Origin of the sequence: Actinomadura livida, assembly GCF_014648675.1 — a bacterium.
In the GTDB taxonomy this organism is placed as follows: Bacteria; Actinomycetota; Actinomycetes; order Streptosporangiales; family Streptosporangiaceae; genus Spirillospora; species Spirillospora livida.
In genome coordinates, this window is sequence record NZ_BMRO01000006.1 from 475009 (window position 1) to 494154 (window position 19146).

The 19146-nt window shown below is 73.4% G+C and carries 21 protein-coding genes; 12 read left to right on the top strand and 9 right to left on the bottom strand.

Annotation, left to right across the window (positions count from 1 at the left end; translation table 11 throughout):
* Nucleotides 1–2: 2 nt before the first annotated feature.
* Complete coding sequence (locus tag IEZ03_RS17270) at nucleotides 3–1007, top strand: FAD binding domain-containing protein (protein ID WP_184890549.1); 1005 nt, start codon at nucleotides 3–5, stop codon at nucleotides 1005–1007.
* Nucleotides 1004–3262 (top strand): xanthine dehydrogenase family protein molybdopterin-binding subunit, encoded by a 2259-nt coding sequence (locus tag IEZ03_RS17275; RefSeq protein WP_184883304.1) that lies wholly within the window; start codon nucleotides 1004–1006, stop codon nucleotides 3260–3262. The genes IEZ03_RS17270 and IEZ03_RS17275 overlap by 4 nt, the downstream gene beginning before the upstream one ends.
* Here IEZ03_RS17275 and IEZ03_RS17280 read toward each other — a convergent pair.
* Nucleotides 3259–3753: an Lrp/AsnC family transcriptional regulator gene (locus IEZ03_RS17280; RefSeq protein WP_132049584.1), complete on the bottom strand. Its 495-nt coding sequence runs from the start codon at nucleotides 3751–3753 to the stop codon at nucleotides 3259–3261. The genes IEZ03_RS17275 and IEZ03_RS17280 overlap by 4 nt on opposite strands.
* Before the next feature lie 108 nt (nucleotides 3754–3861).
* Between IEZ03_RS17280 and pdhA the strand changes: the two genes are divergently transcribed.
* The 3 genes from pdhA (at nucleotide 3862) to IEZ03_RS17295 (ending at nucleotide 7393) form a co-directional block, all read left to right on the top strand.
* Nucleotides 3862–4962, top strand: coding sequence for a pyruvate dehydrogenase (acetyl-transferring) E1 component subunit alpha (gene pdhA / locus IEZ03_RS17285; RefSeq protein WP_184883302.1), 1101 nt, complete (start codon nucleotides 3862–3864; stop codon nucleotides 4960–4962).
* A 5-nt stretch (nucleotides 4963–4967) separates the two neighbouring features.
* Nucleotides 4968–5972 (top strand): alpha-ketoacid dehydrogenase subunit beta, encoded by a 1005-nt coding sequence (locus tag IEZ03_RS17290; RefSeq protein ID WP_184890548.1) that lies wholly within the window; start codon nucleotides 4968–4970, stop codon nucleotides 5970–5972.
* 104 nt (nucleotides 5973–6076) lie between these two features.
* Nucleotides 6077–7393: a dihydrolipoamide acetyltransferase family protein gene (locus IEZ03_RS17295; protein ID WP_184883300.1), complete on the top strand. Its 1317-nt coding sequence runs from the start codon at nucleotides 6077–6079 to the stop codon at nucleotides 7391–7393.
* A gap of 7 nt (nucleotides 7394–7400) precedes the next feature.
* Here the strand turns inward: IEZ03_RS17295 and IEZ03_RS17300 are convergent, their stop codons facing one another.
* The 5 genes from IEZ03_RS17300 to IEZ03_RS17320 form a co-directional block, all read right to left on the bottom strand.
* Nucleotides 7401–8249 carry a SigB/SigF/SigG family RNA polymerase sigma factor gene (locus IEZ03_RS17300; RefSeq protein ID WP_184883298.1) on the bottom strand — a complete coding sequence of 283 codons (849 nt, stop codon included), beginning with the start codon at nucleotides 8247–8249 and terminating at the stop codon, nucleotides 7401–7403.
* Nucleotides 8246–8629 (bottom strand): peptidoglycan-binding domain-containing protein, encoded by a 384-nt coding sequence (locus tag IEZ03_RS17305; protein ID WP_165966337.1) that lies wholly within the window; start codon nucleotides 8627–8629, stop codon nucleotides 8246–8248. The genes IEZ03_RS17300 and IEZ03_RS17305 overlap by 4 nt, the downstream gene beginning before the upstream one ends.
* Nucleotides 8630–8844: 215 nt before the next feature.
* Entirely contained in the window at nucleotides 8845–9195 is a 351-nt protein-coding gene (locus IEZ03_RS17310) for a hypothetical protein (protein ID WP_184883296.1), read from the bottom strand.
* On the bottom strand, nucleotides 9192–9941 hold the full coding sequence (locus IEZ03_RS17315) for a hypothetical protein (RefSeq protein WP_184883295.1): 750 nt from the start codon (nucleotides 9939–9941) through the stop codon (nucleotides 9192–9194). The genes IEZ03_RS17310 and IEZ03_RS17315 overlap by 4 nt, the downstream gene beginning before the upstream one ends.
* A 150-nt stretch (nucleotides 9942–10091) precedes the next feature.
* Nucleotides 10092–10325, bottom strand: a complete 234-nt coding sequence (locus tag IEZ03_RS17320; RefSeq protein WP_184883293.1) for a helix-turn-helix domain-containing protein — start codon at nucleotides 10323–10325, stop codon at nucleotides 10092–10094.
* A 208-nt stretch (nucleotides 10326–10533) separates the two neighbouring features.
* Between IEZ03_RS17320 and IEZ03_RS17325 the strand changes: the two genes are divergently transcribed.
* The 5 genes from IEZ03_RS17325 (at nucleotide 10534) to IEZ03_RS17340 (ending at nucleotide 13893) form a co-directional block, all read left to right on the top strand.
* A complete protein-coding gene (locus IEZ03_RS17325; RefSeq protein ID WP_189241210.1) occupies nucleotides 10534–11025 on the top strand; it encodes a hypothetical protein in 492 nt (163 codons plus the stop codon).
* 94 nt (nucleotides 11026–11119) lie between these two features.
* The gene (locus IEZ03_RS37975) at nucleotides 11120–11995 is read left to right on the top strand and encodes a hypothetical protein (protein ID WP_221480655.1); all 876 of its coding nucleotides are present in this window, start codon (nucleotides 11120–11122) and stop codon (nucleotides 11993–11995) included.
* Nucleotides 11996–12026: 31 nt separating this feature from the next.
* Nucleotides 12027–12458 carry a vWA domain-containing protein gene (locus tag IEZ03_RS17330; protein ID WP_221480654.1) on the top strand — a complete coding sequence of 144 codons (432 nt, stop codon included), beginning with the start codon at nucleotides 12027–12029 and terminating at the stop codon, nucleotides 12456–12458.
* Between the two features lie 97 nt (nucleotides 12459–12555).
* Complete coding sequence (locus IEZ03_RS17335; protein ID WP_221480653.1) at nucleotides 12556–13572, top strand: S1C family serine protease; 1017 nt, start codon at nucleotides 12556–12558, stop codon at nucleotides 13570–13572.
* A 15-nt stretch (nucleotides 13573–13587) separates the two neighbouring features.
* On the top strand, nucleotides 13588–13893 hold the full coding sequence (locus tag IEZ03_RS17340) for an ATP-binding protein (protein ID WP_184890546.1): 306 nt from the start codon (nucleotides 13588–13590) through the stop codon (nucleotides 13891–13893).
* Nucleotides 13894–13911: 18 nt separating this feature from the next.
* On the opposite strand, the gene IEZ03_RS17345 is transcribed toward IEZ03_RS17340, so the two are convergent.
* Together IEZ03_RS17345 and IEZ03_RS17350 are read right to left on the bottom strand one after the other, a co-directional pair.
* Complete coding sequence (locus IEZ03_RS17345) at nucleotides 13912–14757, bottom strand: LLM class F420-dependent oxidoreductase (RefSeq protein ID WP_184883287.1); 846 nt, start codon at nucleotides 14755–14757, stop codon at nucleotides 13912–13914.
* Nucleotides 14758–14803: 46 nt separating this feature from the next.
* Complete coding sequence (locus IEZ03_RS17350) at nucleotides 14804–15703, bottom strand: class I SAM-dependent methyltransferase (RefSeq protein ID WP_184883285.1); 900 nt, start codon at nucleotides 15701–15703, stop codon at nucleotides 14804–14806.
* A 220-nt stretch (nucleotides 15704–15923) separates the two neighbouring features.
* Between IEZ03_RS17350 and IEZ03_RS17355 the strand changes: the two genes are divergently transcribed.
* Entirely contained in the window at nucleotides 15924–16334 is a 411-nt protein-coding gene (locus IEZ03_RS17355; RefSeq protein WP_132049326.1) for a nuclear transport factor 2 family protein, read from the top strand.
* Between the two features lie 145 nt (nucleotides 16335–16479).
* The gene (locus IEZ03_RS17360; RefSeq protein ID WP_229808356.1) at nucleotides 16480–17595 is read left to right on the top strand and encodes a 5-methyltetrahydropteroyltriglutamate--homocysteine S-methyltransferase; all 1116 of its coding nucleotides are present in this window, start codon (nucleotides 16480–16482) and stop codon (nucleotides 17593–17595) included.
* Nucleotides 17596–17692: 97 nt separating this feature from the next.
* Here IEZ03_RS17360 and IEZ03_RS17365 read toward each other — a convergent pair whose 3' ends face one another.
* A complete protein-coding gene (locus IEZ03_RS17365) occupies nucleotides 17693–19138 on the bottom strand; it encodes an amidohydrolase family protein (protein ID WP_184883282.1) in 1446 nt (481 codons plus the stop codon).
* Between the last annotated feature and the right edge of the window lie 8 nt (nucleotides 19139–19146).

Genomic DNA, 19146 nt, shown 5'->3' on the forward strand with positions numbered 1-19146 from the left:
CGATGCGTCCCTTCGCCTACGCGCGGGCGGACGACGTCGACACGGCGATCGCGACGGTCCTGGCCCGCCCGGACGGCGAGTTCCTCGCCGGGGGCACCACCGAGATCGACCTCGTGCGCCAGGACGTGCTGCGGCCCGGGCTGCTGGTGGACATCAACGACCTGCCGCTGGACCGCGTCGACGACCTCCCGGACGGGGGCGTCCGCATCGGCGGCCTGGCCCGGATGAGCGACGTGGCGGAGGCGCCCGGGGTGGCGGAGCGCTTCCCGGTCATCTCGGAGGCCCTGCTGCAGGGCGCGTCGCCGCAGCTGCGCACGATGGCCTCGATGGCCGGGAACCTGTGCCAGCGGGTGCGGTGCGGCTACTTCCGCGACGCCGTGTCGCCGTGCAACAAGCGCGACCCCGGAAGCGGCTGCGCGGCCATCACCGGGTTCCATCGCGGGCACGCCGTGCTCGGTACGAGTGACAAGTGCATCGCCACGCACCCGTCGGACGCGGCGGTCGCGCTGGTCGCGCTGGACGCGGTGGTCCGCACCCGGGGGCCGCACGGCGAGCGGGCCGTCCCGATCGACGAGTTCTTCCTGCTCCCGGGCGACACGCCCGAGCGCGAGCATCCGCTGGAGCACGGCGAGCTGATCACCGCGATCGACGTCCCCGGGGCGGCGACGGCCCGGCGGTCGTCCTACCTGAAGGTCCGCGACCGCGCGTCGTACGAGTTCGCGCTCGTCTCGGTCGCGGCCGCCATGGACGTGCGGTACCGGACCGTCGCCGACATCCGCCTCGCGCTCGGCGGGGTCGCCACCAAGCCGTGGCGGGCGCGGACCGCCGAGCGGAGCCTGCTCGGCGGCCCGGCCACGCGGGAGGCGTTCGCCGAGGCGGCCCGGCGGGAACTCGCTCCGGCCACGCCCCTGCCGCAGAACGAGTTCAAGGTCGAGCTGGCGCAGCGGGCGATCGTCCGGGCGCTGACGGCCCTCGCGGACGGGGACGAGGAGGGGGGAACGCGATGACCGCCGTGATCGGCAGGGAGGCCGTCCGGGTCGACGGGCGGGAGAAGGTCACCGGATCGGCGCGGTACTCGGGGGAGATCGCGCTCCCCGGCCTCGCCTACGCGGAGATCGTCGGCGCCCTGGTGGCCCGCGGCCGGATCACCTCGATCGACACGCGGGCGGCGGAGAACGCCGGCGGCGTCGCCGCGGTGCTGACGCGCCGCGACCTGCCGGCGGTGAACCGCGTGCCGCTCGTCCCGTCCCTCATGGGCGGTCCGGCGCCGGGAGAGACGTTCTTCCCGATGCAGGACGACGAGGTCCACTACGCGGGCCAGCCGGTGGCGATCGTCGTCGCCGACTCCCTGGAGCAGGCGCGGTACGCCGCGTCCCTCGTGGAGGTGTCCTACGCCGGGGCGCCGTCCGTCACCACCATCGGCCAGGGCCGCGGGGACGCCTACGAGCCCGAGAAGATCTTCGGCGGGTTCATGCCCGCGCGGTCGCGGCGGGGGGACGCCCGGGACGGCCTCGCCTCGGCTGACCTCGGTGTCGACGCGACGTTCCGGTTCGCGCCCAACCACCACAACGCGCTGGAGCCGATGACCACCACGGCGGTCTGGGAGGACGACCGGCTGACCCTGTACGACTCCTGCCAGGGGATCAAGGCGGTGCAGCTGACCGTCGCGGCGCTGCTCGGCATGTCCCCGTCGCGGATCCGGGTGCTGACCCGGTACGTGGGCGGGGCGTTCGGGTCCAAGGCGATGGTCTGGCCGCACGTGACCCTCGCCGCGCTCGCCGCCCGGCACGTGCGGCGTCCCGTCCGGCTCACGGTGTCGCGCGCGCAGATGTTCACCTCGTACGGGCATCGCGAGGAGCAGGAGCAGCGCGTCCGCCTCGGGGCGCGGAGGGACGGCGCGCTCACCGCGATCCGGCACGACAAGATCTCGGTCACCTCGCCGTTCGACGACTGGGCCGAGCCCGCCTTCTGCGCCGCCTCCCAGCTGTACGCCGCCCCCGCCTTCGAGGGCGTCCACCGCCTGGTGCGCGGCAACACGATGACGCCCACCTTCACCCGCGGGCCGGGCGAGGCGGCCGGGGTGTTCAGCCTCGAATGCGCGATGGACGAGCTCGCCGGGAGGCTCGGCATCGACCCGGTCGAGCTGCGCATGCGCAATCTCAGCGACGTCGACCCCAACACCGGGCATCCGTGGTCGAGCTCCGGGTTCGCGGAGTGCCTGCGGCGGGGCGCGGAGCGGTTCGGCTGGGACGCGCGCGATCCCCGGCCCGGCAGAGAACGCGAGGGAGACCAGCTGATCGGCACCGGGATGGCCGCCGCCGCGTACCCGGTCGCGTTCTTCATGCGGACGCAGCGGGCCAGGGCCCGCCTCTACGCCGACGGCACCGCCGTCGTGGGCACCGCCGCGCAGGAGTTCGGCACCGGCATGACCACCGTGCTGACGCAGGTCGCCGCCGACGCCCTCGGTCTCGGCCTGGACGACGTGCGACTGGACTACGGCGACACCGACCTGCCGACCGCGGGCTCACCGGTGGGCTCGAACGGCGCGATGATGGTGAGCGCCGCCGTCCATTACGCGGCGGCGGCCGTCCGGGACCGGCTCGTAGCACTGGCCGCGGGCGACCCCGCGTCGCCGCTGCACGGCGCAGACCCCGCCTGGATCACCGTGGACGGCGGGCGGATGGCGCTCGCGGACGACCCCGGGGCCGGCGAGAGCTACGGCGAGCTGATGGAGCGGCACCTCATGGGCGACACCGAGGCCCTCGGCACCTGGGACCCGCCGCCCCTGGACACCCCCTACGGACTGCTCACCTTCGGGGCCCAGTTCGCCAGGGTCGCGGTCGACGCCGACCTCGGTACCGTGCGCGTCCGGCACATGGTCGGCGCGTTCGCCCCGGGCCGCGTCCTCAACCCCCGGACGGCGCGCAGCCAGCTCATGGGCGGGATGCTCTGGGGCATGAGCCAGGCGCTGCTCGAAGGCACCCACATGGACGCCGGTCTCGGCCGGTGGGCCAACGCGAGCCTCGGCGACTACCTGGTGCCGGTCAACGCCGACGCGCCGGAGGTGGACGTGGAGCTGATCGAGGTGGACGACGACGTCACCGGCCCGCTCGGCGTCAAGGGCGTCGGGGAGATCGGGCAGGTCGGGTCGGGGGCGGCGATCGCCAACGCCGTCCACCACGCCACCGGCCACCGGGTCCACGAGCTCCCGATCACCGTCGAAGACCTCCTGCCCGCCCTGGAGTGGGAGGCGGGCCGCTAGCCGCTGGGCGGGGGCTCGTCGAAGATCAGCCAGGTGCGGGTGGAGCGGACGCCTTCGACCGCGTGGACGCGGGAGAGGACGACGTCGCGGAGGGACGCGTTGTCGGGGGTCCGTACCAGCATGACCAGGTCGACGTCCCCGCCGACGAAGGCGAGGTGCTCGACGCAGGGGACCTCGCGGAGCCGGGCCGACACCGTGCGCCAGGAGTTCTGCTCGATGTTGACCAGGACGTAGGCCGCCGTGCCGAGACCGGCGCGGACAGGGTCCAGGCGGGCGGTGAACCCGGTGACCACCCCTTCCGCGACCAGGCGCTCCACGCGCGTGTAGGCGTTGGAGCGCGAGACGCTCACCCGTTCGGCGAGGGCGCGCATCGAGAGGCGGCCGTCGGCCTGGAGCTCGCGGATGATCGCGCGGTCGACCTCGTCGAGGGGGGCGGCCGATCGTCCGGCGGGACCCGGCGGGGGCGGGATCCCGGGCGACAGATGGTCCATGTGTATTCCAGTTTCTCGCCGGATGTCTTGGTTTTGTGCCGTCTATTGAGACTTATGGCTGATTCGGTTCATATTTCTAGCACTGATTGAGTGCGGAGGTGGGATCGGATGACGGGTCGGGTCGCGGAGCTGCTTCCCTCGGCGGAGCCCGTGCGGTTCCTGACCGACGACGGCGCGGCCGTGCGCGGGCGGCGGCCCCGCCACCCGCTGCCGGAGCCGGAGCTGCTGCGGCGGGCGTACCGGGCGATGGTGATCGGGCGGCGGTTCGACGCGCAGGCGACCGCGCTGACCAAGCAGGGGCGGCTGGCGGTGTACCCGTCCAGCCACGGGCAGGAGGCGTGCCAGGTCGGCGCGGTGCTCGCCCTCGATGAGGGCGACTGGTTCTTCCCCACCTACCGGGAGTCGGTCGCGCTGGTGACGCGCGGCATCGACCCGGTGGAGGTGCTCGCCCTGCTGAGGGGCAGCGAGCACTGCGGCTACGACCCGGAGCGGCACCACGTGGCGCCGCAGTGCACGCCGCTCGCGACCCAGACCGTCCACGCCGCGGGGCTCGCGTACGCGGAGCGGCGCAAGGGGACGGGACGGGTCGCGCTGGTCTGCGTCGGCGACGGCGCGACCAGCGAGGGCGACTTCCACGAGGCGCTCAACTTCGCGGCCGTGTTCAAGGCGCCCGTCGTGTTCTTCGTGCAGAACAACCAGTACGCCATTTCGGTCCCGCTGGAGCGGCAGACCGCCGCGCCCTCCCTCGCGCACAAGGGGATCGGGTACGGGGTGCGTTCCGAGCGGGTCGACGGGAACGACCCGGTCGCGGTGCTGGCCGTGCTGGCGGCGGCCGTCGAGCACGCCCGGTCGGGCGAGGGACCGTTCCTGGTGGAGGCCCACACGTACCGGCTGGAGTCGCACACGAACGCCGACGACGCGTCCCGCTACCGGACGGACGCGGAGGCCGAGCAATGGCGGCGGCGCGATCCGGTCACCCGGCTGGAGCGGTATCTGCGGCGGCGCGGCCACCTCTCGGCGGCCGACATCTCCGCGTGGTACGCCGAGGCCGAGGAGTTCGCCGGGCGGCTGCGGGACCGGATGAACACCGACCCCGAACTCGCCCCGCTGGGGCTGTTCGACCACGTCTACGGCACCCCGACTCCGCAGCTGGAGGAGCAGCGGGCGCTGCTGCGGGCCGAGATCGAAGCCGAGGAGGCGCTGTCGTGATCACAATGGCGCAGGCGCTCAACACGGCGCTCCGCGAGGCCATGGACGAGGACGAGCGGGTCCTGGTCTTCGGGGAGGACGTCGGCGCGCTCGGCGGCGTCTTCCGCATCACCGACGGCCTCACCGCCAAGTTCGGCGAGGACCGGTGCTTCGACACGCCGCTCGCCGAAGCGGGCATCGCCGGATTCGCCGTGGGCATGGCGATGGGCGGTTTCCGGCCGGTCATCGAGATGCAGTTCGACGCGTTCGCCTACCCCGCGTTCGAGCAGATCGCCTCGCACGTGGCGAAGATGCGCAACCGCACGCGCGGGCGGATCGGGCTGCCGATCGTCATCCGCATCCCGTACGCGGGCGGCATCGGAGGCGTCGAGCACCACTGCGATTCCAGCGAGGGCTACTACGCGCACACGCCCGGGCTGAAGGTGGTCACGCCGGCGACGGTCGAGGACGCGTACTCGCTGCTCCGGGAGGCGATCGACGACCCCGACCCGGTCGTCTTCATGGAGCCGAAGAAGCTGTACTGGTCGAAGTCGGACCTCCCGGACGTCGCCGGGCTCGCGCGCACGGAGCCGTTCGGCCGCGCCGCCGTCCGGCGCCCCGGGCGGGACGTCACGCTCGTCGCGTACGGGCCGAGCGTCCCGGTCGCGCTGGACGCCGCCGAGGCCGCCAAGGAGGAGGGCTGGGACGCGGAGGTCGTCGACCTGCGGACGATCGTCCCGTTCGACGACGCGACCGTGGCCGCGTCCGTCCGCCGGACGGGGCGCTGCGTCGTGGTCAGCGAGGCCGCCGGGTTCGCCGGGGTCGGCGCGGAGATCGCCGCCCGGGTCCAGGAGCGCTGCTTCCACAGCCTGCACGCGCCGGTGCTGCGGGTCTCCGGCCTCGACATCCCGTATCCGCCGCCGATGCTGGAGCACCACCACCTGCCGGACGTCGACCGCGTCCTCGACACGCTCGACCGCCTCCAGCGCGACGACCGGCCCGACATGCGGCACCTGGGCGGTGCGGCATGAGCGAAGCGAACCGGGGGGCGCGGGGGGTCGTCCCCCCGCAAGGAACAGGCATGAGCGAAGCGAACCAGGGGGCGCGGGGGGTCGTCCCCCCGCAAGGAACAGGCATGAGCGAAGGGACGGTCTTCCGGCTGCCGGATCTGGGCGAGGGGCTCACCGAGGCCGAGATCATCGAGTGGAAGGTGGCGGTCGGCGACGTCGTGGCGGTCGACCAGGCCGTCGTCGAGGTCGAGACGGCCAAGGCCGCCGTCGAGGTCCCCTCCCCCGTCGCCGGGACCGTCACGAGGCTCTACGCCGAGGCCGGGGCCGTGGTGGACGTGGGCGCTCCGCTCCTCGCGCTGAACGGGGACGAGGCGGGAGCCGCCCAGGACACGGCGACGGCGCGGAGGCGGGAGCGGTACCGGGAGGAGGAGCGGGCCGGGTCCGGCAACGTCCTCGTCGGGTACGGGACGCCCACCGCCCGCCGGTCGCGGCGCGCGGCCCGGCGGGCGTCCGGGCAGGCAGTGCAGGGGCAGGCGGCGTCCGCGCCCGAAGCGGCGCCCCGGCGGGAGGTGCCGCGGGTCATCTCCCCCGTGGTGCGGCGGCTGGCGGGCGACAACGGCGTCGACGTCGGCGCGCTCGCGCCCAGCGGGCCCGGCGGCGTCGTGCTGCGGCGGGACGTCGAGGCCGCGATCGCCGCCGCGGCGCGGCCGCAGGAGCCGGGCCCGGTCCGGGACGCCCCGTCCGGGGACGGCGAGGTGCGCGTGCCGCTCCGGGGCGTGCGGCGGACGGTCGCCGACAAGCTGTCGCGCAGCCGCCGGGAGATCCCCGACGCGACGACCTGGGTCGACGTGGACGCCACGGCCCTGCTGCGGCTCAAGCGGGACATCGGCCGCGCCGACCCCGCCGCGGGGGTCGGGACGCTGGCGCTGATCGCCCGGGCCTGCGTGGCGGGGCTCCGCCGGTTCCCGGAGCTCAACGCCTACGTGGACACCGAGCGGCAGGAGATCGTGCAGCTGCCGCGGGTGCATCTCGGGTTCGCGGCGCAGACGGACCGGGGCCTCGTCGTCCCGGTGGTCCGCGACGCCCAGCGGATGACGCTGGCCGAGCTCGCCGCGGCGCTGCGGGAGCGGACGGACGAGGCCCGCGACGGGCGGATCGCCCCCGGGGACCTCACCGGCGGCACGTTCACCGTCAACAACTACGGCGTCTTCGGGGTGGACGGCTCCACGCCGATCATCAACCATCCCGAGGCGGCCATGCTCGGTGTCGGGCGGATCACCGAGCGGCCGTGGGCGCACAAGGGGAAGGTCCGGCTGCGCAAGGTGACGCAGCTCTCCCTCACCTTCGACCACCGGGTCTGCGACGGCGGCGCGGCCGGGGGCTTCCTGCGGTTCGTCGCCGACTGCGTGGAGCGTCCCGGGGTCCTGGTCACGCACATGTGAGCGGGGGTCACCGGGACGGCGTGCCGGGCAGCAGGCCGTGGCGGAGGTGCAGCAGGGTCTTCGCGAGCAGCCGGGAGACGTGCATCTGGGAGATGCCGAGCCGCTCGCCGATCTGCGCCTGGGTCTGGTCGCCGAAGAAGCGCAGCGAGAGGATCGTCCGCTCCCGTTCCGGCAGGTCCGCGAGCAGCGGGCGCAGCGCGTGCTTGTCGAGGCACAGGTCCAGGGCCGGGTCGTCGGCGCCGAGATGCTCCGCCACGGTGCCGGGTTCCTCCTCGGTGACGCCGCCCGCCGGGGCGTCCAGGGAGAGCGGGCGGTACGCCTCGCCGGCCTGCAGCGCGTCCAGGGCCTCCGCGTGGCTGATGCCGACGTGGTCGGCGAGTTCGGCCGTGGTCGGGTGCCGGCCGTTGGCGGCGGCGAACTCGCGCTTGCCGCGCTGCAGGACCGGCCGCAGTTCCTGGACGCGGCGCGAGACGCGCACCCCCCAGGTCCTGTCCCGGAAGTGGCGGCGGACCTCGCCGGCGACGACCGGGTAGGCGTACCCGTAGAACCTGTTGCCCCGGTCGTGGTCGAAGCGGTCGATGGCGGTGATCAGCCCCACGTAGGCGACCTGCAGCAGGTCCTCCAGCGGCTCGCCGCGGCCCGCGTAGCGGCGCGCGATGCGCCGGACGAACGCGGTGTTGAGCGAGACGATCTCGGCGCGCAGCCGGTCCCGGCGGGGGTCGTCCGGAGCGAGGCGGTGCATCCGCTCCAGCAGGACGTGGGTGCGCAGGTCCGCGGCGGCGTCGCCGAACCGGTCGGCGGGCGGCCCGCCCGCGGCGGCGGCCTGCGGGGCGCGCGGGTGTGCGTCATCGGTCATCGCCAGGTCGCGGCCCAGGTCAGGGGGTCGATCACTCCGTCGGCCCGCAGGCCCGCGCGCCGCTGCAGGGACTCGGCGACCTTGCGGGACCGCGGCCCGTACCAGCCGTCGGGCTTCAGCAGGTAGCCCTTCCTGCGGGCCTGCCGCTGCCACAGTTCGACGTCCATGCCGTGCATCAGCGGCCGCCCGGGTCCGGGGTACTCCAGCAGGCGGTGGGGGAACGGCGGCATCCCCCTGATCACCTGGGCGATGGTGCGACGGGGACGGCGGTGCCTCCCGCGGGCGCCCGCCTGCGGCCACGGCTGCCGCCGCGGTGGCGTCTCCAGTTCGGACGGCGTGGCGGCGTCGACGGACTGCCACACCTCGAAGCCCATCGGCATCTCTTCTCCTTGCGTGAACGGGGGCGGGCGTGCGGACGTGGGAAGCGCCGGCGGCCACGCCGTGGGCGCGGTGCGGCGTGGCCGCCGGCGGCGGCAGGTCCCGTCCCCCATGCGAGACCTGCCTCCGGAGGTCGTCTCCCCCTCCCCCCTTGCCGGAGGAGACGACGTGGTCGGAAGTCGCCTGAAGGGTCAGGCGGTGGTGCGGGGCGGGGGCGTCACGGCGCGTCCCAGCCGTGGAGCCGGACGACCCGCCGGAGCTGCTCGGCATGGGCGCAGCCCGCCTCACTGGGCAGGGACTCCCAGCGTTTGACCAGGTCGAAGCAGGCTTCGCGGAGGGCGTGGTGCTCGCGGAGCACGGCCGATCCGAACGCCTCGGCGCGGTCCTGGCCCGCGGCCGCCTCGTCGCGCTGGGCGACGATGAGCCGCACGGCCCGCTCCGCCCGTCCGAGCTGGACCAGCGTGTCGGCCTCCTTGCGGTCCCGGTTGCGGCGGTGGCGGGCGATGCCGGCGGTGAAGGCCACCGCGACCGCCGCGGCGAGGGGGACGAGCCAGGCCCCCGCGCTCACCGCGCCTCCTCCTGGAGCGCGCCGGGACGTCCGCCGTTCCCGGCCGGCACCGCCGGCTCCGCCGGGACCGGCGGCGCGTCCTCCGCGGCCGTTCCGCCGGGCCCGACGCCGTCATCGCCCGGGGGCGCCGGCCGGACGGACGCCACGTCGTCGAGCAGCGGCCACGCGAAGGGGACGCCGTCCTGGTCGAGGAGCGTGATCTGGCCTCCTTCGACCGACCCCAGCACCCCGGCATGGCAGGTGCCGTCGGTTCCCTCGACGCGGACCCGGTTCCCGACCAGGGCCGCGTAGGCGCGCGGCACGGGAGCGGGGGGCTCGGCCGCGGGTTCCGGTACGGGCGGCGGCCCCGGGGACAGCGCGCGGGCGCGGCCGTCCGCGTGCAGGGCGACGACGTGGGCCGCCGCGTACAGCGCGCGCATGGACTCGGCCAGCCTGCCGAACTGCTCCGGGGAGGCGTCCGGGGGCAGCGCCAGCCGGAGGTTGCCGATCGCCAGGCCGAGACCGGAGTGCTCGTCGTCGACCTCGCGGATCTGCCCCGGCGCCGGGACCGGCGCGGCACCGTGCGCGATGGCGAGGAGGAACTTCGCCTCGGCGGCGAGTCCCTGGTGGCGGTGCATGTCGTCCCTGGCGGCGTAGGCCGCCTTCCGGTGGGTCTCGAGCGCGTCGCCGGCTCGTTCGGCGGCGGCCTCGTGGGCGGCGGCCGCGGCGCCGAGGTCGTCGATGATCGCTTGGCCGAGCCAGGTCATCGGGAACCTCCGGTCCGTGCCGTCCAAGGGGAAGCAGTGCTCATTCGGGTCGTCCTCTAGTGGTGCGGCGTCAGGTGTGGCGGCGTAAGGCGGTGTGGGGTCAGGTGGTGCGGTGTCGTCGTCCACGGCCGGCGGTGCGCGGCCGGGACCTCACGGGCGGGGCTCGACCGGGCAGGCGCCCATCTCCTTGATCGCTTCCAGGTCCTCCTGGGCGAAGCGGAACAGGCGCTTGCCGTAGCGGCGGTGCGGGATCTCGCCGCGGCTCGCCGCCCGGACGAGCCAGTCACGGGTGAACGACGTCAACTCGGCGGCTTCCTGCGGTGTGTAGAGGAGCCGGTCGGTAGGGATGTCAGTAGGGATGTCGCTGCCGGGAGAGCTCAACATGCAGAGCACCATAACGCATCTCAATGCGTCTCGCAGCCTCGTAACGCGTTTTAACCAACTCGTGCGTGTCGAGATGCGGCAGAGTGTGCGGGAAGCCCGCGACACACGCCGAAAACGCGTTACCACTCTTCAAAGTCCGTTTTTCTCCGGTAGCATGCCCGCGTGCCGGGTGTCCCCGCTCCCGGCCACGGGGAAGGAGTTCCGTCAATTGAGCGATCTCGATGAGCGGGATCACCCGCCCGAGGCATGGCGGCGGCTCGGCCGGATCGTGCGGCGCCGCCGGATCGAACTCGGCTTCGGCTCGCAGGCCAGCCTCGCCGCGGAGGGAGGGCCGTCGCTCTCCGTGGTCAACAAGATCGAGACCGGCCGCGGCAGGGACTACACCGACCGCGTGATCATCCCGCTGGAGGACCGGCTGGCGTGGCGCCGGGGCAGCTTCCGGGCCGTCCTGGAGGGCGGCGAGCCGGAGTGCCTAGACACGGCGCCCGCGGCGCCCGCGGCCGAGCCCGGCGACGGGGGGTACCCGGCCGAAGTGGCCGGCGACCCGTTCCTGCGCTTCATCTGGGACGCGCCCGCGGCACTCGCCGACGACGAGGACAAATGGGCCGCCATAACCGGCGTACTGCTCAGGCGCATGCGGTCGGCACCGAGAGCGGCGGAGGAACTTCCCGACCATCGGCGGAAAGCGGGGGGAATATAGTTTCGGCAGCCGGGAACGGGCATTCCAAGGTCATTTCTGTGCGCGACGTGCCGTCGGGGGCACGGCCGGCGCGGATGACGCAATGGGAGATGCCGTGGATTCCCCTGACGAACAGCTCCTCAAGCAGACAATCGAACGCCTGACCCAGGAGAACGCGAAACTCCGCAGCCAACTGGCGGTGACCGAACAATGGAACCCGCCGCTCGAACTCGAACACGCGTTCCGCACGGCCATGGGCTGGGAGTGCGTCACGGTCCCGCTCATACCCGAAGAGCCGACCCTTATCCTCATCAGCGGCACGGAACCCGGCACCGGCGGGGACGGCGCGGCGGCCGGCGAAGTGTGGCGCCACCTGCAGACCGCGGCGCCCCCGCGCGGCCGGATCGGGCCCTACGCGCGCGCCCAGATGCCCGGCCGGCTCCTCGGGTACCTGCGGGTGCACGGCGACCGGACCGTCATCGTCCTCAACCGGGATCTGCGGCGCGGGCAGGTCTCCCGCGCGGCCAGGATTCTGCGTTCGAACGCGAAGATGCGCCATCCCCGTCTTCTCGAACTGTCCGCCGTTCCCTTGCTGGCTCTAAGCGCGCTATACCAGGGCGGTTCCGCGAAAAGCCTCGTCGGACTCAGTGCCGCGGCTGCGCCGGCCGCGACCATCGTGCTGTCGATAGCGATTGCGCCGTCCACCGGCCCGTACCCGGAAAATCAGCCGTCCATCGGACGGACACATCCCACTTCCCATGTCACGCAGAGCGACGAGAAAACTGCACGGAGATCATCTAAACCGCCGGAATCGTCTGCGGAGAAATTGAGAAAGACGCTCGCCGCCGAGTCCTCCGGGACGACCCGTGCCGCCCCGGCGCCCGCTTGCCCGGATCCCGTCATTCCGACCGGCCGCCCGCCGCTGCCCACTCCCACTCCGTCCGCGTCGCCGTCCCTGCCCCCGCCGCTCGAATCGTCCGCCCCCCGCTGATCCCCGCCGCGCCGGCCGCCGGCGGACCGGCGTGGACGCCATCGCCGGGTTCGGGGCGCAGTTCGGGACGGAGGCGCCGCCCGCGCGGATCGTGCTGCTGTCCGACGGCACCAACACCGCGGGGCGCGAGCCCGGGGAGGCGGTCCGGCGCGCCGCGGAGACCGGCGTCCCGGTGTCGACGATCGCCTACGGCACGCCCGAGGGCTTCATGGTGCAGAACGGGCAGATGATCCCGGTGCCGGTCGACGGTCCCGCGCTGGAGCGGCTGGCGCAGGACACCGGCGGACGGTTCTACGAGGCCGCCTCCGGCGACGAACTGCGCGGGGTGTACGCGGACATCGGCGGCAGCATCGGCTACCGCACGGAGCGGCGGGAGATCTGGACGTGGTTCATCGGGGCCGGCCTGCTGCTGTCGTGCGCGGTCGCGGCGGCGTCGTTGCTGTGGTTCTCGCGCCTGCCGTGAACCGGCGCGGAGACGCGGCCCTCCCAACACCCCTTTCCCTGAACGAAACGCATCGGAGCGGAGTACTCACTAGTGGGAAATGAACTTGAGGAGCCTCATGAGCTATCCACCGCAGGCGGACTCCCGGTACGGCATGGGCCAGAGCACGACGCAGTACGACCTCCGGGACGAGGTCCGGTACGGCCTGGGCGACCCCCGCGGCCCCGACTTCCCGTCCCCTCCGCCCACTCGTACGTGGCCGCAGGAAGATCCGTTCAGGCGTCCGCCGCCGGCCGACCCGTGGGCGCTCCCCGAACGCGGCCGGCCGGACTACGGCGTCCCGGACTACGGCACCCCCGACTACGGGGACCCGCACCGCGGGCGCAGGGGCGGCCCCGGCCGGGCGGTCGTCGCGGCCGTCATCGCGGCGCTGCTCGCCGGTGGCGTGGCCGGGGGCGTCACCGGGCGGCTGACCGCGAACACGCCGGAGTCCACGGCGCTGCAGCAGTCCGACGCCGGGCCGGTGCAGGGCGGCCTCAGCGACGTCGCGGCGCGGGTGCAGGCGAGCGTGGTGTCGATCGAGGTGCGGGCCGCGGGCGCGCAGGGCACCGGCTCCGGGTTCGTCATCGACCGGCGGGGCCACGTGCTGACGAACGCCCACGTCGTCGAGGGCGGCGGCCAGGTCACCGTGGTGCTGGCCGACCAGCGGCGGGTCCGGGCGCGCCTGGTGGGCACCGACCGCGCCCTCGACCTGGCGGTGCTGGCGATCCCGGCCGCGCAGGCCCCGGCGCCGCTGACGTTCAGCCGCTTCTCGGACGTGCGCGTCGGCGACCCGGTCATCGCGCTCGGCTCCCCGCTGGGCCTGCAGGGCACGGTCACCAGCGGCATCGTCAGCGCGCTGAACCGGCAGGTGCGGCTGGGCGAGGGCGGCGGCGCGAGCACCGCCGTGCAGACCGACGCGTCCATCAACCCCGGGAACTCCGGCGGGCCGCTGGTCAACGCGCGCGGCGAGGTCATCGGGGTGAACACCGCGATCGCCACACTGATGCGCGGCGGGGGCGGCGGCTCGATCGGCATCGGGTTCGCGATCCCCGCGGACCGGGCGCGGGAGGGCGCCCTGCGGCTGGTGCGCTGACCCGGCCGGCAGTGGATCGCGGTCCGGGACGCCGGGCCCGGGATCCACGCCGACGACCAGGAGCGCGTGTTCGACCGCTTCTGGCGCGGCTCGGAGTCGCGCCGCTCCCGGGACCGCCGGACCGGGCTCGGGCTGGCGATCGTGCGGAGCATCGTGGAGGCGCACAACGGCCACGTGCGGCTGTTCTCCGCCCCGGACGCCGGCAGCACGTTCGTCCTGTGGTTCCCGCCGCCGTCGTCCGGGGAACGCGCTACCGGGAGAGGTGCGGCCGGGTCGCCGCCCGGCCACGACCCGCTCGCCGCGGACGGCCCCGCCCGCTGAAGGGCGGGCGGCGGCCGGTCAGAGGCCGAGGCGCTTCGCGTGGCGGGCGAGGAAGGCGGCGACCTCGTCCTCGGGCTTGTCCGGGAGGCCCCACATGATCTCGGTGACGCCCGCGTCCTCCCAGACCGCGATGTCCTCGGCGGAGGGGCGCATGGTGGCCAGGACGGAGATCTCCGGGCGTCCGGCGCGGCCCGCGTCCTCCCACGCGGCCCGCAGCGCGGCGGTCTTCTGCAGGATGTCGCGCTCGGTGGGGGTCGTCATCCAGCCGTCGGCGTTGGCGGCGATCCACGCGAACGTCTTCGGCCCGCCGCCGGCGCCGATCAGCAGCGGCACGTGTGCCTGGACCGGCTTCGGCCAGGCCCAGGACGGGCCGAACGAGACGAACTCCCCGGCGTAGGACGCCTGCTCCTGCGTCCACAGCGCCCGCATCGCCTCCACGTACTCCCGCAGCACCGTCCGCCGCTTCCCGGCGGGGACGCCGTGGTCCGCGAGCTCGTCGGTGTTCCAGCCGAACCCGGCGCCGACCGTCACCCGCCCGCCGGACAGGTGGTCGAGCGTGGCGATGGCCTTGGCGAGGGTGATCGGGTCGGACTCCACGGGCAGCGCGACCGCCGTGGCGAGCCGGATGGCGGAGGTGACGGTGACCGCGGACGCCAGCGAGACCCAGGGGTCCAGCGTGCGCATGTACCGGTCGTCCGGGAGCGACGCGTCGCCCGTGCCGGGATGCGCGGCCTCGCGCTTGACCGGGATGTGCGTGTGCTCGGGGACGTAGAACGTGTGGAACCCGTTCTCCTCTGCGGCCTTCGCGGCGGCGGCGGGCGTGATGCCCCTGTCACTTGTGAAGAGCACGATGCCATGGCGCATGCGACCGATACTAGAACGTGTTCTAGGTTCCGCACAGGGTTCCGCGCTACCGGCGGCGGCCGCCGCGCATCGCCCTGGGGAGGGCGGTCACCGCCCGGCCGACCCGGAAGCTCACCGAGCCGCGGACGGAGGCGAGCAGGTGCCGCGTCTCGGCGAGGCTCTCCTCCGTCGCCGCGAGGCGCTCCTCCAGCCGGCGCACCTTCTCCTTGTGCTTGTCGGGCTTCTTCGCGCGCTTCTTCTTGACCCGGACGAGGCGGCGCCCGGCGACCTGCTGGACCTCGTGCCACACGTCCTCCTGCTTCTCCAGCCAGTTCAGGAGGTCGTCCTGCACGGGACCGCTGTCGCCCCACGTCCCGTAGAGCTTCATCGGGGTGATGCAGACCGGCCGGAGGCCGCCGGTGATCACCGCCTCCCAGACGGCGGCCGAGACGCCCGGCGTGTGCTCGGACCGGTAGTCGTCGCAGACGATCACGCCGCCGGGGCGGAGCATGACCTGCGCGGCCCGGATGTCGCCGCGCACGTGCTCGTACAGGTGGGACGCGTCCACGTGCACGAACCGGCACGACTCGGGCTGGACGTGGTCCAGGATCGAGGAGGTCGGCCCCTGGACGATCTCCGGCAGCCGGTCGTGGAAGGCGCGGTAGTTCTCCTCGAAGGCCGCGCGGGTCAGCGTGGCGTAGGACCTGGCCATCTCCGCCCGGTTCGGGTCGTCCGACGCGTCGGAGTCGAACAGGTCGCACACCGTGAATGTCTCACCGTCCCGCAGGTGGCGCCCCATCAGGATGGCGCTCTTGCCGAGGTAGGAGCCGAGCTCCACCAGGTCGCCGGACTCCCCGAGCTGGTCCTGGCGTTCCAGGAACCAGGTGAACAGCCGCTGGTCGGTCTCGGGGAACCAGCCCTTGACGTCGTCGAGGGAGGCGGGACGGCCGGGCTCCTGGCTCGTCATGGGCGAACTCAACCTCACCGTGCTCGGGGCAGCGAAGGAAACGTCCTACCCATGGCACCGCGATTAATCATCCCGAGCCACATTCTTCGGGCATGTCCGCCGGGATCGTGGTCGGTGACCCCGCGGTGAGGGGTGCCGCAGGCGGTGGCGCCCGGCGTCCACCTGCCGTTATTCTCGTTACTGGTTAGTCAACAATATGACTACAAGGTGAGAAGAGTAGATGCATCCCTTCCGAGCGGCGGCGGAGGCCGGCGATCGCGACGCGATCGAGGCCATGCTGGCGGACGACGTCGTGTTCACCAGCCCCGTCGTCTTCAAGCCGTACTCCGGCAAACCGGTCACCGCGGCGATCCTGCGCGCGGTGCTGCGAGTCTTCGCCGGCATCCGCTACACCCGCGAGATCAGCGACGGCCGCGACCACGCCCTGCTGTTCGAGGCCAAGGTCGGCGACCTCACGATCAGCGGCTGCGACTTCCTGCGGACGAACGACGCGGGCCTGGTCGAGGAGCTCACGGTCATGGTCCGGCCGCTGTCGGCCGCCAAGGCGCTCGCCGAGGCGATGGCCGCGGAGTTCGCGCAGGTCGAGCGGGAGGCGCGCGAGGTGGCGGCCGCGCCGGCCACCGCGGACTGAGCCGGGGCGGGACGCCGCGCGCCGTGCCGGGCCGGCGCGCGATCGCTGAGGTCGGACGCATCTTCGGCAAATGATTGATCGCAGTCGCGGCAGTGCCTAGATTGGCAGCGTCCGATTCACCCCGCAGAAGGAGCAAGCCTTGTCCGTGCGAACCAAGCCGCCGTTCCGGGCCGACCACGTCGGCAGCCTGCTGCGGCCGCCCGAACTGCTGGCCGCGCGGGACGACCATGCGCAGGGGCGCATCGACGCCGCCCGGCTCGCCGAGGTGGAGGACGCCGCCGTCGGCGACGCGGTCCGGATGCAGCGCGAGGCCGGGCTGCGGTCGGCCACCGACGGCGAGTTCCGCCGCACCTCGTGGCACATGGACTTCATCTACCAGCTCGGCGGGATCAGCCCGGCGGACGAGAAGATCAAGGTCCAGTTCCACAACGAGGCCGGGGACATCGAGTTCAGCACGGCCGCGCTGAGCGTGCACGACAAGGTCCGGCTGGAGCACACGATCTTCGCGGACCACTTCGCGTTCCTGCGGGACGCCGCCGGGGACGGGGTGACGCCGAAGCTGACGATCCCGTCGCCGAACATGGTCCACTACCGGGGCGGGCCGGCGTCGATCGACCCGAAGGTCTACCCCGAGATCGAGGAGTTCTGGGCCGACCTGGCCGCCGCCTACGCCGAGCAGGTGAAGCGGCTCGGCGAGCTGGGCTGCCGGTACCTCCAGCTCGACGACACGAGCCTCGCCTACCTCAACGACCCGGCGCAGCGGGCCATGATCAAGGAGCGCGGCGACGACGCCGAGCACCTCCACCTGCGCTACATCCGGCAGATCAACGCCTCGCTGGCCGGGCGGCCCGAGGGCATGAACGTCACCACCCACATGTGCCGGGGCAACTTCCGGTCGTCCTGGACGGCCGAGGGCGGCTACGACTTCGTCGCCGAGGCCCTGTTCGGCGAGCTGGAGGTGGACGGGTTCTTCCTGGAGTTCGACGACGAGCGGTCGGGCGGCTTCGAGCCGCTCCGGTTCGTCCCGCCGGGCAAGATGGTCGTGCTCGGCCTGGTGACGACCAAGCGCGGCGAGCTGGAGTCCAAGGACGACCTGAAGCGCCGCATCGACGAGGCGGCGCGGCACGTCCCGCTCGACCAGATCTGCCTGTCGCCGCAGTGCGGCTTCTCCTCCACCGTGGAGGGCAACGTGCTGAGCGCCGAGGAGCAGGCGGCGAAGCTGCGCCTCATCGCCGAGACCGCAGAAGAGGTCTGGGGCTGACCGCTCCCCCGCCGTCCCGAGCCGCCGGCTCCGCGGCCTCCCCTCCGAAGCCGCGGAGCCGGCGCGTTCCCCCGGGTCCCGGGTCGGCGCGTCCGGGTCAGCGCGTCCGGGTCTGGGCGCTGCGGTAGTCGGTGTACGTGTACGGGTTGTCGAGGATCTTGGTCTCCGGGACGTCGGGGTTCATGCCGTCCGCCCACGCCTGCTCGCCCATCGACGAGCGCAGGTACTCGACCGTGGCCTCGACCTCGCGGCGCGCGGCGGCCAGGTCGACGTCCACCAGGCGGTGGTCGTGCTTGACGACGCGCCCGTTCACCAGGACGGTGTGCACGTCGCCGCGCTGGGCCTGGAACGCGACGTGCCCGTAGGGGTTGAGCACGGGGAACGACACCGGCGAGTCGTCGTTCTTGATCAGGACGACGTCGGCCTTCTTGCCCGGTGCGAGGGTGCCGAGGTCGTCGCGGCCGATCGCGCGGGCGCCGCCGCGGGTGGCCCACTCGACGACCTGGTCGGCGCGCAGGTTGCAGTGCGTGACGGTGTCGCCCCTGTTGTGCGCCTCCAGGTGCATGCGGCAGCGGTCGGCGCCGAGCGTGGTCCGCATGGCGGAGAACAGGTCGCCGCTCCACCAGACGCTCGTGTCCATCGACAGCGACACCGGGATGTCGTGCTCGCGCAGGACCCAGGTGGGCGGGTAGCCCTGCCCGGCGCTCTGCTCGCTCTCGGTGGAGACGGAGATGGAGCCGCCGGTGGCCGCGATCCGGTGGTAGGAGTCGGCCGACAGCGACGCGGCGTGCACGTACACCGTCTCGGGCGTCATGAACCCGTGGTCGTGCATCTGCTTGATGCCCTCGTCGCTGGTCGCGCCCCACACCCCGGCGTGGGTGGTGACGGGGGCGCCCAGGTCGCGGGCGACCTCGAAGGCGGGCCTCTCCGGGAAGGACGGGTCGCCGACCACGTCGAACGCGAGCTGGAAGCCGAGCATGTCGCCGCCGATGAGCCTGCCGGCGAAGTCGCGGAACTCGGGGGTGCCGGTCCACTCGGCGGGCGGCGCCTGGATGTTGCCGTAGGCGAGGACGAACCGCCCGGGGACCGAGCGCAGCGCGTCCACGGCGGCGTCGGCGTGGTCGAGGGTCTGCAGGCCGTGCGACCAGTCGACGACCGTGGTGACTCCGGCGTCGACGGCCTCCAGGGCCGCGAGCACGTTGCCCGCGTGGATGTCGTCGGGCCGGAACCGCTTGCCGTGCTCTAGGTAGTACCAGACGAAGTACTGGGTCAGCGTCCAGTCGGCGCCGTAGCCGCGCATCGCGGTCTGCCACATGTGCCGGTGGGTGTCGATCATCCCGGGCATGACGATGCCGCCGGACGCGTCGATCTCCGCGGTGCCCTCCGGCACCTGGAGGTCCGGGCCGACCGCGGTGATCGTCTCTCCGGTGACGAGGACGTCGGCGGGGTCGAGGACCTCGCGCCCTTCGGTCATCGGCAGGACCATCCCGCCGCGCAGCACCACGGGACGGCCCGGCTCGAACCCGCTCGTCGTGTTCGGCATCGCTCGCA